Origin of the sequence: Haliscomenobacter sp., from assembly GCF_040403615.1 — a bacterium.
GTDB lineage: Bacteria > Bacteroidota > Bacteroidia > Chitinophagales > Saprospiraceae > Haliscomenobacter.
Map to the genome: position 1 here is coordinate 32,296 of NZ_JBBAKG010000033.1, position 16,282 is coordinate 48,577.

Consider the following 16,282-nt stretch of genomic DNA (forward strand, 5'->3'; position numbering starts at 1 on the left):
TCATAACACAACAGGGGAAAGGCTAGTATTGCTTTTCCCCCGTTTTTTTTTGTCAAGTCCCAAATGCAACTTTAACAAAATTTTAAGAACCTCCTCATTCAATACTCCAAAGTATATTATAGGAAATTTTAAAAAAAAGATATTTTTTTTTGTTAACGTCGATCTTTTACGAACAACACAACGTTATAATCATAACTTTGCTCTGCTTGAATTGTAATAACCTTAACCGAACACTGCACCGTATCTCAATTATGGTCACAAACAAACTCAAACGGCGTTTGCTCCGGGCACGCGTGGTTCTTAATCAGGCCATTCGCCAAATCCTGGAAATCAACCGCCTTCGAAAGCAGCTTCCTTTTTTCCAAAATCGCGAAGCAAAAGCAAAAGAAATTGAGCAGGATCTTAAACTGCTCAACAAAATTGCTCAACAACAAGCCGTATTGATCAAAAAGTACGAGGGAGAATTGGAGACAGTTGAAACCGAACCATGAAACCGTTGTAAAAGGGTTGAAAAGCTGAATTTATTTGCTTTTCAACCCTTCCACTACCCCTCTCAAATGCCCCAACATTTCAGTGCGTTTGCTACATGCCTGTTCCAGTTGCTCATAGGGAACAGGATCTCCGATGTTGATGCGCACCGTGCGTTTCATTTTATTGATGGCTTCATACAGCAACATTCCCAAACGTAGGGGCATGCTGAATTGACTCACCATTTGAAAGAGTCGACTATTTTGTCCTTCAATGTACAATGGAATCACGGTAGCCCGAGATTGTTGAACAAGCTTCATGACAAAATTCTTCCATTCCATTTCTTCGGCAGGCCCAAACCAGGTGCGCGAAGTTGCTACAGCTCCGGAAGGGAAAATCGCCAATGCCTCTCCATTTTTCAGGCGCTGAATGGCTTTGTCGCGGGAGTCTATGTTGGTACGCAAAGCTTCTTTGGTTTCCCTGAAATCGATGGGTAAAAGATAAGGCTTCAAGCGTTCATCGCGGGTCAGTACTTCGTTGACCAAAAACACAAATTCTTTGCGCACTTCGGCCACCAAAGCCGCCAAAATCAGGCCGTCAACCAATCCAAAAGGGTGGTTGGAGATGTATACCACGGGGCCTTCAGTAGGCACTTTGGCCAATTGTCTTGGATCATAATCCAGGGTTACCTTCAGTTGTTCCAAACCGAGGCTCCAAAGCGAAGTAGCAGGCACATCGAGATCGCGAATTTTATTGTAAAGGCGCTCAATTCTGGCGCGACCAGTGGCATACTCAATCCCCTCAATCACAAGTTTTTTCCACCAGGGGTCATTTGCATCGGCATAAGTAAATTCTGCCCAACGTCCTTCGTTGCTAATAGTTTGGTTGTTCTCCATTGTCTTCTATTCCAGCCTTTCAATGCCAGCAATCAGTTTTTTTGCCACATCCCGGTAATCAAATTCACTTTTCACTAAGTTTCGGGCGGCTTTTGCCAATTTCGGCACAAGTTGCGGATTTTCTTGCAAAAGTGTAAATTGTCGGACAAATTCTTCTGGGGTATTCGCAAACAATGCCTGCTGCCCGTCTTTTGCCAGGATTCCTTCCATGGCTATCGAGGTAGCCAATACAACCCGCTCCATAGCCATGGCCTCCAGGATTTTTACTTTCAACCCACTCCCCGAACGCAGTGGAACCAAAGATATTGGATGTTGAGCTACAAAGGTATTGGCATCGGGTACTTCGCCCAAAAACCGCACTCCAGGGATTTTGTGTTTCAGAAAATGCGCTGGTGCTTTTCGCCCTGCAATTTCAAAGTGCAGCTGCGGGTACTTGCGGTGCAACAAGGGCCAAACTTTTTCCAAAAACCAAAACAATCCTTCTTGATTGGGTATCCAGTCCAAAGATCCAATGAATCCCAGACTCAAAGGCTGGCTTTCCCTATGTTCTTGCATTGGATAGGCGTCTACATCCAATCCAATTGGCGCAACCAGTTGGTAGCCCTTGTAACCCAGTTGCTGAAATACCTCTAAGTCGTGGACTGAAACGGTGGCCAACAAATCGTATTGCTGCAGTTGAGCAATCTCAAACCGACGCAATTTATGGGTTAGGTAGGCCAGGTAGCTGCGTTTCAAGCCAGCACGGGTATTGGCAATGACCCGTTCCCAAATCGAAAACTCCACGTTGTGGCTGCGCATCACCACCACAGCTTTGCTTTTGCTGCGAATAAAAGGAATGTAAGGCGCTACATAAAGGGTTTCCAGCAAGATGGCATCGTAGGCATGGCGCTCCAAAGCTGCTGCCAAAGCTGCTTCAAACTCCGGAGTGATGAACCTTGAGACATGGTACGACTTCCGGGAAAACAGGTTAGAAAATGCCCCCCATGCCGAAAGGTGGTTTTCAACCGCTACTGCATTGATTTCGGTGTAATGCGAAAATTCGGCAGGCCATTCGGCATCGGTGTAATAATGTTTGCTGGTATTCATCGTGAGCAGATCCACCGTACAGCCTTGCTCCACTAGCCCTCGGCTGAGGTAATACACGGCAATCGCTTCTCCTTCTTTGAGTGGGAAGGGGAATTTTTTGCACAATTGAAGAATCCGCATCTTGTTACTATTCGATTATGGTTTCACGCAGATTTGACACAGATGTAGGCGCAGATTTAACGCAGAAAAATCTGTGATAAATCTGCGCCTACATCTGTGTCAAATCCGCGTGAACAAAAAAAGGATTATTTCCTACTGTTGTTGTTCCGATTCACATCTGCCATCCGCGCAGAAGGATCGATTACCACGCTTTCGATCTCGGTTGCTTCTACGGGCAAGCGCAGTTCGTAGCTAGGATTTACCCAGGGCCAATCTGCCACCACTCGATAGGGAATAGTTTGATTTTCTGCCGGTTTTGCTCCGCGCATGATGTCCAATGGTATGTTGATCAGTTCTTTTTTGCCGCTTTTGTAAGTGATTACTACATCCACCGGCATGGGCATTTTGCCCAACCGCTTCAGGGTAATTTTGGTTTCCTTGCCATCCGAGTCAATCGCATCCACCCCGTAATCGATGTAATGGGTTGTATTGACCCAGTATTCCTTGTACCAGTCCAGTTCCAATCCCGACACTTTTTCCATGATCCGAATTACATCGTTGGGGTTGGGGTGCTTGAATTTCCAGGTGTTGAAATACAACAATAGTGCCTTATCCAGGGCAGGTTTACCAATCACATACTCCATCTGGTTCATAAAAATAGCTCCCTTGCCGTAGGCGGCACTGCCGTAAGCGTAATTGGTGGAGTAATGATCGGCGTGGGTACTCATGGGTTCTTCATCGCCAGAGGAAACCAAGCGGAAGTAGCCTGCATAGGTAGAAATGAAGGGATTTTCTACCTTATTCCGGTTCGGGATCAGGTTTTCGCCCGCCAAAAAATTTGAAATGTCTTGGGTGGCATAGTCCGTAAATCCTTCGTCCATCCAAGGGTACAGACTTTCATTGGAGCCCAGGATCATTTGGTACCAACTGTGCATCAACTCGTGTACCGATACGCCCACCAAACTTGGAAGCGAGCGGTTGCCCGTAATCAGCGTGGCCATCGGGTATTCCATCCCGCCATCTCCTCCTTGTACAAAGGAATATTGCTGATAAGGATATTGCCCATAGCGGCGATTGATGTAACTAAAAGCCTTGTCCATGATATTGGGAAGGGCAGCCCATACATCCTGGGTACGCTCATTTTTGAGGTAAAAAAAGTTCAGTGTAAGGCCATCGGGGCGCTTGAGGCTGGTATGGGTATAATTCGGATCGGCAGCCCACATGAAATCGTGCACATTGGGTGCTTTGAAGTGCCAGGTGAGCTTGTTACCTTTTGCTGGCTTGGGGCTTTGCCCTTCTGGCAAGTACCCATGGCCAATTTCTTCCGGGTTTTGCAAATACCCCGATCCACCCAATACGTACTGCTTGTCGATCGTGATTTTTACGTCAAAATCGCCCCAAATCCCATAAAATTCGCGGGCGATGTAAGGGTTGGCATGCCAGCCCTGGTAATCGTATTCGCACATTTTGGGATACCATTGCGCCATGGAGTAGTCTACGCCCTCTGCATTGTCGCGGCCTGAGCGGCGAATTTGGACGGGAACCTGCCCATCAAAATTCATCTCAAACGTCACTTTACTTTTGGGTAAAATGGGCTTATCGAGCGCAACTTCCAGGATGGTGCCTTCTACCAGGTATTTCAGCTCTTTGCCGTCCATCGTGAGTTTGTTCACCTTCAGGTAGCCGATTTCGTTGGGTTTCAGGTTGCCAATGCGGCTACCCACCCGTGGATCTGAATCCAAAAGCGTTTGAGAGCGCACATCCATTGCGCTTCCTGGCTGAAAAGCATTGAAATACAAGTGATAAAATACGCGGGTAAGCGTATCCGGCGAGTTGTTGAAATACACCAACTGCTGGGTTCCAGCGAACTGGTCTTTATCGACGTCAAAGTCGATGTTCATTTGGTATTCTACTTTTTGCTGCCAGCGATCGGCTTGGCTCCAGCCCAAACCGGGCAACATTGCAATGCTCGCGATCAACGCAAAGCGGTTCCACTCCCTCATTTATGCAGGTTTCGGTTAAGAAAGAAATATTGGAAAGCGAAAATAACCAGGAATACCAGAAGCAAGATTAGAAGAAGAGAAATAATCGGCGGAAAACGCCTTTAAGTAGGCCAATGGCAAATGTCTTGAAAAAAATAAGGTGAGCAACACAACGAACGCTCAACTTCGTACCCTTGCTGCGTTTCCACCCTGGGGGATTAGAAGGAGCAGCTCAAGTGCGCTCACCGGACTGCAAAAGTAGTATAAGCCAGCAATTCTGCAAATACTTTTTACTTTTTTTAATTTTTAATGAAAGAAAAATAAAAGTTGCAATCCCGCTCCATAGAAAACTTAAACCCCGCATTCCTGCGTTTATCATAAAAATCTCTGGTAAAGCCATGTCAAAAATCGGTCTTCTGCTGGTATGCAGCCTATCCACATTCGTTGCCCACGCTCAATTCGGGATCAATTCCAGTTTCCGCTTCAACAATGCTCCAGGTTGGAATTACACCAATACTTCCAATAACAACGTCACGGTACTGCCGGGCAACAACTTTGCAGTTGGCCTTGACGTTTGGCTTCCCCTCAAAGGAGTGCGCCTAGATCTGGTTCCTGAGCTAAATTATACAAGGTACATTTCCAAAGTGGTGGATCTGGGCACTTTGGAAAATGAAATGGGCAGTATTTTTCTGAATTTAAACCTGTATTTTCTTGATTTGAAAGGCGACTGCAAATGCCCCACTTTTTCCAAATCAGGTAGTCTGCTCAACAAAGGTTTGTATTTGCAGGTTTCTCCGGGTTGGTCCGTCTTCCAGGGCAAAATCAACCTGTTAAACGGAGCAGGTGCCCGCAGCCGCAGCAACGCACCGAGCATTGGAATTGGCATGGGTTTGGACATGGGGCTATCTGAAAAGATCACCATAACGCCCTTTGGCGGCGTCCGGTATTACCCCAAAGCCCGCTGGTTTGGCCTCGAAGAATCGCTGCAACTAGATCCCAGCGTTGGCGATTTAATGGTTTCCAACGAATCCACCCTTACCCAGGTTTATGCTGGGTTGCGCATTGGTTTTCGATTGGACAAACAATAAGGGGTTTTAAGTTTTTGGTTTTAAGTTGCACACAACTTCTCTATCTGTGTTAATTTGTGTGAAATTTAATACTCAAAGCTAAAACAGATGAAAAACCTTACATCAGCATTCTTTTTCTGCCTGAGCCTGTGTCTCAGTTTTCCCGTTTTTTCCCAAACCACCACACTTCTCCTCAAAGGACCGCAACAGCTCAGTGTAGCCAAAAGTCCAGAGAGCGTGGGCATGTCTGGCGTCAAGCTCAGTCGCATCGACAAGGCCATGCAAAACCTGGTAGCTTCCGACCAATTGCCGGGCATGGTAGCCCTGGTGGTGCGCGACGGACAAATTGTTTACCAAAAAGCCTACGGCACTGCCGATGCCCAAACCGGGCGTGCCTTCAAAGTGGACGACATTTTCCGCATCGCTTCGATGTCAAAAGCCATCACCGTTACTGCGGCGATGATGTTGTACGAAGAAGGCAAGTTTTCACTGGATGAACCCATCTCCAAGTGGATTCCTGAATTCAAAAACCCGCAGGTCATCAGTACTTTCAATGCGGCAGATACCACTTTCACCGCCGTTCCAGCCAAAAGCGAAATTACCGTGCGCCAGTTGATGAACCATACTTCAGGCCTCAGCTACGGCGTCATTGGCGACGAGCGCTTCAAGGCCATCAATGCCAAAGCTGGCATCGTGGACCTCTACACCACCAAAGCCGTGACCGTTGCCGACAACATCAAGAAACTGGCCAAACAGCCGCTGCTGTTCACACCGGGTGAAAAATTTTCGTATGCCTTAGGCTTGGATGTGTTGGGCTACCTGATTGAAATCTGGTCTGGCCAGTCATTCGACCAATACCTCCGCAGCCATCTGCTTGATCCTATGGGCATGAACGATACCTACTTTTATTTGCCGGATGCAAAAAAAGAGCGCCTGGTACCGGTACAGCGCCCCAGCACGGACACAAAAAAATGGGAGCGTTTTCCAGTCACTTTTTACGATCCGAACTACCCCATTAGCGGCGCCAAAACCTGGTATTCGGGTGGTGCAGGCTTGTCCAGCACCGCCAAAGATTATGCGGCATTCCTGCAAATGTTGCTCAATGGCGGGGTGTACAATGGCAAACGCTTTTTGTCACCTTACACGGTATACCTGCTTACCGTCTCCAACCAAATCGGCGATTTGTGGGGTGGTGAAAAGGGCGACTCCCAATTCAGTCTGGCCTTCAGCGTTGTGACCAAACAAGGCCAGGACAAAGGCAACGGCAGCGCCGGGCGCTTCAGCTGGGGCGGCTACTTCAACACCAACTACTGGGCCGATCCCAAAGAACGCCTGATCTTTTTGTTGATGAAACAAACCCAGGCCGCACCGGATGGAGGAAGTGAAGGAATATTGACGAGATTGGTTTATTCGGCGATTGAAAAGTAAGTCTCGTTCAATGTCCAATAGCCAATAATCAATATCCAATGTCCAATGTCCAAATGGGGTAGTGCTGTGTTTGTGTTTTGAGATTGGGATTGTGCGGATGATCAATAGAGATCTGGAATCCTTCAGGAAGGGTCGATTGGTGCTAAATTGATCACAGTTTTTAACCCCGAAGGGGTGACAGGATTATAGAAAAAAATGGCATGAAGATGTATTTGAACCCCGAAGGGGTGACATTATTTGACCGTACCCTCGCCGTTTTATTTCATAATGCCACCCCTTCAGGGTTTCTCTTACTGAAATAAACACGGTTATTCTGCTATAATCCTGTCACCCCTTCGGGGTTGAAGGCAGAACCAATCGGCCCCTGCCTTAAAGGGGCTTGGGGGTTGGTAATCACCAGCACAATCTTGCCAGCAACGCTCCTTTGGACATTGGACATTGATTATTGGCTATTGGACATTGAAGGAAACCGCTTCGGTTCCGCTTCACTCATCATTTTATAAACCGCCTCAAAAACATCTTCCGGATTCGGTTTGGTGAAGTAATCGCCATCCGAGCCATACGGAGGCCGGTGTGCTTTGGCGGTGATGGTCAGCGGAGCAGAATCGAGGTACTGGTAACCGCTTTGTACTTCCAGCACTTCGCGGAGCATGAAAGCCGATGCGCCACCAGGTACGTCTTCGTCCATGAAGATGACGCGATTGGTCTTTTGTAGCGAATGGACAATGCTGTGTTGCACATCAAAAGGCAAAAGGGTTTGCACATCGATCAGTTCAACCGAGATGCCAATTTTCTCCAGCATTTTCATGCCTTCCTGGGCCACCCGTACGCAAGAGCCGTAGGTTACGATGGTAAGGTCGGTGCCTTCGTGCAGCACTTCCGGGATACCGATGGGAACGGTGAAGGTACCGAGGTTGTCGGGCAGCATTTCTTTGAGGCGGTAGCCATTGAGGCATTCCACGATGATGGCGGGATCGTCGGATTGCAGCATGGTGTTGTACATGCCAGCAGCCTGGGTCATGTTGCGGGGAGTCAGGATGTACATGCCCCGCAAGGAGTTGATCATCATGCCCATGGGCGATCCGGCATGCCAGATGCCTTCCAGGCGGTGACCCCGAGTACGGACAATGATCGGCGCAGTTTGAATGCCGTTGGTGCGGTAGCGCAGGCAAGCCACATCGTCTGAAAGAGGCTCCAGGCCGTATAAGAGATAATCGATGTATTGAATTTCTGCAATGGGCTTCAGGCCGCGCATCGACATGCCGATGGCTTGTCCCATGATCGACCATTCGCGGATGCCCGTATCAAACACGCGCTTCTCGCCGTGCTTGGCTTGCAAGCCAGCAAAACCCTGATTGACGTCTCCGATTTTGCCTACATCTTCGCCAAAACCAAATACCCGGGGGTCATTTTGCAATAGGGCGTCAAAATTAGCATTGAGGATTTCGAAGCCGTTTTTGAGTGGGGAGTCCTCACTGTAAACAGGAGCAACCACGGGTACTTTCAGCGCCGAATAGGGCGTTTCGCTGTACAAGTGGGTATGGTAACGCTGTTGCGCTTGTGCTTCAATGTCTTTTACCCATTTGGCCAGGGTCTGGCGGGCCAAAGAATCTTCTCCCAGGGTGCTGTACAAGATGCGCCGCGCATTTTGCAACAACTCACTGATCACAGGGGTGATCATACCTTTTTCTTCTTCTACCAGTGGGCCAACTTGGGGGTGCTGGCTTAGCAGTTGTTGGTAAATCCCTTCCAACTGTTTGCGGGTTTGGGCCGTTGGCGTAGCGTAAGCTTTCCAGGCGCGATCGCGGGCATCTTTGACCGTTTTGCGGGCTTTATCGCGAATTTGGCGAATTTCTCCGGGACTGGCGTAGCCTTCGGCAATCATCCATTGCTCCATTTGGAGGATGCAATCGTAATCACGCTCCCATTGCAAGCGTTCTCTGGATTTGTAGCGTTCGTGAGAGCCAGAGGTGGAATGCCCCTGCGGTTGGGTCACCTCCTGAATGTGGATGAGGGCAGGTTGGTGGTTGACGCGCGCGTCTTCGATGACTTGTTGGTACAAAGCCACTAATTCCGGATAGCGCCAGGCTTTTTCGGTGTAGATGCGTACACCCGCGCCATTTTCATCGGGCTCAAAACCTGACAATACGGCGGAGATGCTGCTTTTGGTAGTTTGGTATTCCAATGGAACCGAGATGCCGTAGCCATCGTCCCAAACAGAGATCACCAGTGGCACCTGCAAAACCCCGGCAGCATTGATCACTTCCCAAAAAATCCCCTCTGAAGTACTGGCATCGCCAATGGTAGAAAAGCAGACTTCATTGCCGTTTACAGAAAAAGCTGTCCCATTGGCCAGGGTTTCGCTTTCGCGGTATTTTTTGGAAGCAAAAGCAAAGCCCAACGCCCGAGCCATTTGGCCTGCCGTACAGGATACATCGGCAGAAACGTTGTATTGCTCCAGTTGATTGGTCCATTCACCAGTGTGCGGATGCACGATGGGTGTGGCAAAGTGGTTGTTCATTTGCCGCCCCCCCGAGTAAGGATCGTTTTCGGTATCGGCGTACAATTGCGCAAAGTAGTCTTCCAAAGTGACGATACCCAAGGCAAACATCCAGGTTTGATCCCGGTAATATCCTGCACGGTAATCGCCCTTCAAAAAGGCCTTGGCCATGGCAACTTGAGGCACCTCTTTTCCATCTCCCGTAACGGCAAATTTTGCCTTTCCGGTTAACACTTCCTTGCGCGCCATCAGGCTGACTTCGCGGCTTACACAGCAGATGCGAAAATCCTCGAGAACTTCGTCTCGATTAAATTGTACACCTGCAACCATATGAGTCGCTTTTTTTTTCTTTAGTTCACCCACCATGTACTAGTTGGCTATGGTTTTATGCTGGTTAGCTATTGGCTAATTTCCGGGCAAAGATAGGAAAAAGAATGATGAGTTAGGAGTTAGGAGTTATGAATTAAGCCAGCGCTGTAATTTATAACTCATCACTCATCATTCATCACTAAACGATCGTTAACATTTCATTTGAAATTTAACAGGAGTCGTTGCGTTTTCCTTTCATAAATCGGACTAAATTTGTGAAGATTCAAAAACCAAAATCATTAGTGATGAAGAAAATGTTCTTTGTAGCCGTACTGCTGATGGGTGCCGTTTTCGCTGTTCAAGCGCAAGATAAAACACCAAAGATGGTATTCGAAGCCGAAACCATTGATTATGGAAAAATCAAAGAAGGTGCAGAACCTTACCGCGTTTTCAAATTCAAAAACATTGGCGATGCTGAGTTGATCATCACTTCTGCTCGTGGAAGCTGTGGTTGTACTGTTCCTACTTACACTGAGAAGCCAATCAAAGCTGGCGAAAGTGGCGAAATCAAGGTGCGTTACGACACAAAGCGTGTTGGTCCTTTCACCAAAAACGTAACCGTTACTACCAACGAAAAAGAAAATACCCACTTGTTGACCATCAAGGGTGAAGTCCTGAAAGCTGAAGAGCAGCAAGGCGTTCCTACCAAGACTGGTGGCGTGTTCAATAACTAAGTATTTTTTTGCGTCAAACCAAGACAAAATATTCTTCTGCGGAAGAATATTTGCCAAAAGCCTTTCACTTTTCGAAGTGGAAGGCTTTTTTTGCTTCGGAGACCGGGTCGCTGAGCGTAGCCGAAGCGCCCGGTCGCTTCGGGTTTTTCTTTTTCGCTTCGCAATCCGGGCGCTTCAGGCGCTTCGGCTACGCTCAGCGACCGGATCGCGAAGCAAAAAGAAAAACCCTTGCTGAACCACTCCAGCAAGGGCCTCTAACCCAAACAAATAAACACAAAAACTACTTTAAGATGCTGTAAAGCTACAATACTTTTTTCACGCAATCAAATATTTTATCAAAATTTTGTTCTGCGAAAGTAAATTTCGTAAAACATCCCATCGCATTTAGATAAATAGCTTCATTTTTATTACCATCCCTCATAGTTGCTTATCTTGTGGTATGATCGGCCAAAGGCTTATCTGTACCAAGTTGGTGCTGGATTATATCTGTTCAACAGAAACCAATAAAACCATGCGTTTTCTGAAATTTATACTGCTTGCACTTTTGGGTGTAAGTTTACTCTGGGTGCTGAATACCCACAACCCATTTGGTTCGCCACTGCCCGCCATGGGGCCCTTGCTCAATCCAGTTAGCGGATTTTGGGCAAATGCGGAAAAGAAAGGTGCATTTCCAGATTTGAAACTGTCTCTACCGGGTTTGAAATCTACGGTAACGGTGAAATTTGACGAGCGGCGAGTGCCGCACATTTTTGCCCAAAACAACGCCGATGCTTTTTTTGCCCAAGGCTACATCACAGCTTATAACCGCTTGTGGCAGATGGACATGTCGACCCGCAAGGTGGGAGGCCGTCTGGCCGAGGTAGTAGGCGAACGCGCCCTGGAGTCAGACCTGTTGCAACGCCGCAAAGGCATTGTAAAAGCAGCGGAGGAGGCCCTCAAAGTCTGGGAAAAATCGGCGGAAGACCTGGCCATCCTCAATGCCTATGTGGCTGGAGTAAATGCCTACATCAGTCAATTGAAACCAGCACAATACCCCCTGGAATACAAACTCCTGGGATTCAAACCTGAGCCTTGGACAATGCTGCGTTCTGTGCTGTTTTTCAAAGCGATGCAAGAAGATCTGTGTGCCCGCAACGAAGACCTGGCCGCAACCAACACCCTCAAAATCCTGGGTGAAGAACGGTTTCAAGATTTATTCCCGGAATACAACCCCAAACAATCGCCAATCATTCCCAGTGAGGTAAAGTGGAATTTCGCACCAGTAAAACCACAAATCAAACTGCCCGAAAGTTTATTGAGTGGCCTTTTTCCCGAAAAAAACCTTCCGCAACCTTATGAAGGAATCGGCAGCAACAACTGGGCAGTAAGTGGGCAAAAGACCCTGAACGGCAATCCAATTTTGTGCAACGACCCCCACCTGGGACTTACCTTGCCCTCCATCTGGTTTGAGATCCAGATGCAAAGCCCCGAATTCAACAGTTATGGCGTGTCTTTGCCCGGTTTGCCTGGGGTAATCATAGGTTTCAATGAAAACATTGCCTGGGGGCAAACCAATGTTGGACAGGATGTACTGGATTGGTACGCCATCAAATGGGTAGACAACAAGCGCCAAAGCTACCATTTTGACGGCGGAACCCGCGAGGTAGAAACCCGCGAAGAAGTGATCAAGGTTTTGGGTAAAAAGGAGCCACTCAAAATTCAGGTCAAATACACAAATTGGGGCCCATTGGTTTTTGAAGACTCCACTTCCTCGGCTTATTATGGGTTGGCTATGCATTGGCTGGCTTCAGATCGACCAGACAAGCGCTCGTTTTATGAAGCCAGTACCTTCATTCGCCTGATGAAGGCCAAAAACTACAATGAATATGCGGAGGCCTTAACCGGTTACGATGCACCTGCACAAAACTTCGTTTTTGCCGCCCGCGATGGCGACATTGCATTGAAAGTCAATGGCAAATTTCCCATCAAGCAAAAAGAACAAGGACGTTTTGTACAGGACGGATCACTGTCTAGCAATGCCTGGCAGGGTTTTATCCCCCGCGATCAAATTCCGCAGGTGCGCAATCCGCAGCGGGGCTTTGTTGCTTCGGCCAACCAAAACTCGGCAGACCAAACTTATCCGTACTACTATAATGGTGGCTTTGATGATTATCGGGGTCGATTCATCAACCGCAGCCTGGCGGCCATGGAGAAAATCACGGTCAAAGACTTGATGGGATTGCAAAACAACCCACACAGTTTGCAGGCTGAAGAAGCATTGCCTTTGTTTTTAAAGCTCTTGCCGCTTGATCAACTCAATGCAGAGGAAAAGGCGGTGTACCAAAAACTCAGCAAGTGGGATGGCAATTACAATTATCAAAAAACCGAGCCAGTGGTTTTCCAAACCTGGTTTGACAGTACTTACATCTACACTTTTGATGAACTCATCCAATGGCGCGATTCCGTTGAAGTGATGAATGTAGAAAGCTGGCGCTTTTTAGAGTTGCTGGAAAAAACGCCAGAACACGAGGTATTTGACTGGCAAAAAACCAAAAAAATAGAAAATGCTGCCGAGGTTTTGCTGATGACTTTCCGCAAAGCTTGTGCCCAATTCAAAAAAGCACCCGCTAAAGCCTGGCGCGAAGTCAACAACGCCTCGGTCAATCACTTGGCGCGCATTCCGGCGTTTTCGCGCAGCAACTTGCCCATCAGTGGGTATGCGCAGGCACCCAATGCAACCCGCAACAACCACGGCCCTTCCTGGCGCATGGTGGTTGAAATGGCCAAAGACGGCGTCAAAGCCTGGGGTGTTTATCCGGGGGGTACATCCGGGAATCCAGGCAGCCCATTTTATGACCACATGGTGGATCAGTGGGCCAAAGGCGAGTACAATGAGCTGTTCTTTATGCGCAATGCGGAAGACAAACGAAAATCAACCGTAAGTGAATGGTCATTTGGCTCCATAAGTAAATAATTCAAAACAACAATCATCATGCTTAAAAACATGCTTTTGATACTGGCACTAGCCGTTGCTTATTGGCTGGTGCCGATGTTTTTGCCCTGGTGGAGCGTCGCCATTCCGGCTGCTATTTTTGGTTTTCTGGCCAAAAACAACCTGCGGGCCTTTTCTATTGCATTTCTGGTTTTGGCACTGGTATGGGGTGTACCGGCACAAATGCAAAATGCGGCCAATGCGGGATTACTCGCGGGCAAGATGGGCACCTTATTGGGTGGCCTGGGAGCCATTCAAATGGTATTGGTTACGGCAGTATTGGGGGGATTGATCGGGGGAATTTTTGGTTTGTTGGGTTATTCCTGCAAGCAGATCACCGCACGTTGAGTTTTTTTACTTAATTTTTAATTGCAGCTAAACCAGGAAGGCTTTTCTCAGTCCAAGGGAAAAGCCTTCTTATGAAATCTTATACTTTTTTATTCGTCTTTCTATTCACCACAATGGCGGCTTTTGGCCAGAATTTCAGTCAAGTCGACGCCGTACTCCAAAAGAACTTGCCTGTATACCGCAACAAAGTATGCGTAATGGTTCAGCAGCAAGGCAAGCCGATTTACTACCGCAGTATCGGTGGCTATGATTCGGTGTCGGTTGCGGCGGTAGCTTCGGTGAGCAAAACTTTCAGTGGAATTTTGATACTTGCTTTGGTAGACAAAGGGTTGTTGAGCCTGGATGATACGCTCGGCAAGCACTTGCCCATTTTTACCCGTTACGGCAAGGGAAGTCCTACCATTCGGCAATTGTTCTCCCACTCCAGCGGTTTTCCTGGAGATGAAACTGCCGATTTTCTAACCAGCAAAACCAAGACGCTGGAAGAAGTAGCCAATTCAATTGCCGAAACCGTGCCTTTTGCTTACAAGCCAGGGAAAGCTTTTGCATACGGGGGAATCTCGATGCAAGTGGCCGGAAGGGTTGCAGAAGTGGTGACGGGCAAATCCTGGAACCAGGCTTTCAATGAGTACTTGGGCAGGCCCCTGGGGTTAAGCAAGACAGACTTTTGCCTCTCCAGTCCAAGCAACCCACGCATTGCTGGTGGTATATGTACTTCGCCAAAAGACATTATGATCCTGGCCGAATTCATCCTCAACAAAGGAAAATTTAAGGGCAAGCAATTGATTGGTGCCAATGTGATGGAAGAGCTTTGGAAAGATCAAACCAATAAAGCGCCACAATTGGCCTCCCCATATCCGGATAATCCCCAAAACAACAATCCTTACCGCGCCCCGATTATCTATTATGGCATTGGTACCTGGCAGGATATCTACAATCCCAGTACCAAGTACCAAGAACAGATCAGTGGTGCGGGTGCTTTCGGTACTTATTTTTGGGTTGATAGAGTCCGGGGAGTTACGGGCGTCGTGTTTATGTCTTCCATTTCGACCATTACTACTCCCTTTACATTCCAACTGGTGGATGCCATACGCGAAGCGCTGAATGTGAGCACCAGTACAAAAGCGATTGTCCCACAAGAACGAATAAGGGTATTTCCCAATCCAGCATTTAGTGGGCGCCTGTATGCCCGAACGGACAAGCAAGGGCCAGCGCTGTTGGTGAACCTTCAAGGGCGCGTTGTATCCCGATTTGAACTTCAGCAATTGAATCAGGGATTGGATGTACATACTTTGCCTACTGGCGTCTATTTTGTAAAATCAGCATTCGGCGTAGAAAGAGTTGTGCTGTTAACCGAGGTTGATTAATCACTTAAACGATCATTCCAGGAAGCTCGTCTATAAAAATAGGTTTTGCCCAAAAGGGAGGGCAATTTTGGGCAAAATCTATCCATCATGTGCGGACAATCACGTTATAAAGAAAGGTATCGCGAAAGCGCTGATTTTTTTGAAGGCGGCCCAAGGAATAAAAAAGAGTGGAAAGAATTTCAGCGCTACAAGCGCATGCAACAATCGCCACAAGCCAAGTTTTACAGACACCTCACCTGGTATCTGACCATTATGGGGTTCTTTCTTTTTAAAAACCACGGCAATATTTTTAGTTTTTATCCCATCGCTTTCTTTTGGGGGGCTGGGGTAGTGATGCATTACTTCTCTGTGTTCGGGTGGCCCAACGACCAAAAAAATGAGCCTGAAGAAGTGTTGGATGAAGAAGTGCAAGAACCCATTGTCAAAAAACCAAATTGGTCGGATAAAGACTTGGTGTAATTCGTTATTTTTGGCAAGGGTTTCGTTCGAACTGTGTAAATTTGTACTCGTACCGCCTACTACGGTATGAATTACAAAATACCCGTGTACGCAACCTATCTAATAATTTATGGGACGAAATAAAAAAAACTTGGAGCCACTTACGCCTTACGATATTGCTAGGAGAAGAGTGGAAGAAAAGAAAAAGTTTTACAGCCACCTCTCCACCTATGTGGTGATGAGTGTTTTTTTCTACCTGATCAACTATTTGAGCAATCCCACTTATTGGTGGTTTTTATGGCCGATGTTGGGATGGGGTGTAGGTTTGGCCATGCATTACGTCAAAATTTTTGGCATTCCTGGTTTGATTGAAGAAATGACCCCGGAATGGGAAGAAAAACAAATCCAGGCCGAATTGAACAAACTGGAAAAAAGAGGGATGAACACCTCCAAGCCTGAGCAAAAGGAAGAAAAACCGTTGGAATTGAAAGAACTGGAAAAACGCAAGCGCGATTCCTGGGACGACAGCGAATTGGTTTGAATACTTTTCAGCGTGTTTTTTCATGACGGAAGGTGTTTTTTTACTCCT

General features: G+C 47.4%; 14 protein-coding genes. 10 read left to right on the top strand and 4 right to left on the bottom strand.

The window, feature by feature from the left end; all coding sequences use genetic code 11:
* The first annotated feature begins 251 nt into the window (after positions 1 to 251).
* Positions 252 to 491 carry a hypothetical protein gene (locus ABW391_RS12585; protein WP_353482227.1) on the top strand — a complete coding sequence of 80 codons (240 nt, stop codon included), beginning with the start codon at positions 252 to 254 and terminating at the stop codon, positions 489 to 491.
* 30 nt (positions 492 to 521) lie between these two features.
* Here ABW391_RS12585 and ABW391_RS12590 read toward each other — a convergent pair whose 3' ends face one another.
* From ABW391_RS12590 to ABW391_RS12600, 3 genes are all read right to left on the bottom strand, one after another.
* On the bottom strand, positions 522 to 1,364 hold the full coding sequence (locus ABW391_RS12590; RefSeq protein WP_353482228.1) for a lysophospholipid acyltransferase family protein: 843 nt from the start codon (positions 1,362 to 1,364) through the stop codon (positions 522 to 524).
* Between the two features lie 6 nt (positions 1,365 to 1,370).
* Positions 1,371 to 2,570, bottom strand: coding sequence for a glycosyltransferase family 4 protein (locus ABW391_RS12595; RefSeq protein ID WP_353482229.1), 1,200 nt, complete (start codon positions 2,568 to 2,570; stop codon positions 1,371 to 1,373).
* A 125-nt stretch (positions 2,571 to 2,695) separates the two neighbouring features.
* The gene (locus ABW391_RS12600; protein WP_353482230.1) at positions 2,696 to 4,552 is read right to left on the bottom strand and encodes a M1 family metallopeptidase; all 1,857 of its coding nucleotides are present in this window, start codon (positions 4,550 to 4,552) and stop codon (positions 2,696 to 2,698) included.
* Positions 4,553 to 4,929: 377 nt separating this feature from the next.
* Between ABW391_RS12600 and ABW391_RS12605 the strand changes: the two genes are divergently transcribed.
* Positions 4,930 to 5,619 carry a hypothetical protein gene (locus ABW391_RS12605; RefSeq protein WP_353482231.1) on the top strand — a complete coding sequence of 230 codons (690 nt, stop codon included), beginning with the start codon at positions 4,930 to 4,932 and terminating at the stop codon, positions 5,617 to 5,619.
* Between the two features lie 87 nt (positions 5,620 to 5,706).
* Positions 5,707 to 7,026: a serine hydrolase domain-containing protein gene (locus ABW391_RS12610; protein ID WP_353482232.1), complete on the top strand. Its 1,320-nt coding sequence runs from the start codon at positions 5,707 to 5,709 to the stop codon at positions 7,024 to 7,026.
* A 442-nt stretch (positions 7,027 to 7,468) separates the two neighbouring features.
* Here the strand turns inward: ABW391_RS12610 and ABW391_RS12615 are convergent, their stop codons facing one another.
* A complete protein-coding gene (locus ABW391_RS12615) occupies positions 7,469 to 9,856 on the bottom strand; it encodes an alpha-ketoacid dehydrogenase subunit alpha/beta (RefSeq protein ID WP_353482233.1) in 2,388 nt (795 codons plus the stop codon).
* 284 nt (positions 9,857 to 10,140) lie between these two features.
* Between ABW391_RS12615 and ABW391_RS12620 the strand changes: the two genes are divergently transcribed.
* From ABW391_RS12620 to ABW391_RS12650, 7 genes are all read left to right on the top strand, one after another.
* On the top strand, positions 10,141 to 10,569 hold the full coding sequence (locus ABW391_RS12620; RefSeq protein WP_353482234.1) for a DUF1573 domain-containing protein: 429 nt from the start codon (positions 10,141 to 10,143) through the stop codon (positions 10,567 to 10,569).
* An 8-nt stretch (positions 10,570 to 10,577) separates the two neighbouring features.
* Positions 10,578 to 10,868: a hypothetical protein gene (locus ABW391_RS12625; protein ID WP_353482235.1), complete on the top strand. Its 291-nt coding sequence runs from the start codon at positions 10,578 to 10,580 to the stop codon at positions 10,866 to 10,868.
* 212 nt (positions 10,869 to 11,080) lie between these two features.
* Positions 11,081 to 13,522, top strand: a complete 2,442-nt coding sequence (locus ABW391_RS12630) for a penicillin acylase family protein (protein WP_353482236.1) — start codon at positions 11,081 to 11,083, stop codon at positions 13,520 to 13,522.
* A gap of 18 nt (positions 13,523 to 13,540) precedes the next feature.
* Positions 13,541 to 13,888 carry a hypothetical protein gene (locus tag ABW391_RS12635; protein WP_353482237.1) on the top strand — a complete coding sequence of 116 codons (348 nt, stop codon included), beginning with the start codon at positions 13,541 to 13,543 and terminating at the stop codon, positions 13,886 to 13,888.
* 71 nt (positions 13,889 to 13,959) lie between these two features.
* Complete coding sequence (locus ABW391_RS12640) at positions 13,960 to 15,255, top strand: serine hydrolase domain-containing protein (RefSeq protein WP_353482238.1); 1,296 nt, start codon at positions 13,960 to 13,962, stop codon at positions 15,253 to 15,255.
* An 87-nt stretch (positions 15,256 to 15,342) separates the two neighbouring features.
* A complete protein-coding gene (locus ABW391_RS12645) occupies positions 15,343 to 15,714 on the top strand; it encodes a 2TM domain-containing protein (protein WP_353482239.1) in 372 nt (123 codons plus the stop codon).
* A 109-nt stretch (positions 15,715 to 15,823) separates the two neighbouring features.
* Positions 15,824 to 16,234 carry a 2TM domain-containing protein gene (locus tag ABW391_RS12650; protein WP_353482240.1) on the top strand — a complete coding sequence of 137 codons (411 nt, stop codon included), beginning with the start codon at positions 15,824 to 15,826 and terminating at the stop codon, positions 16,232 to 16,234.
* Positions 16,235 to 16,282 lie beyond the last annotated feature (48 nt).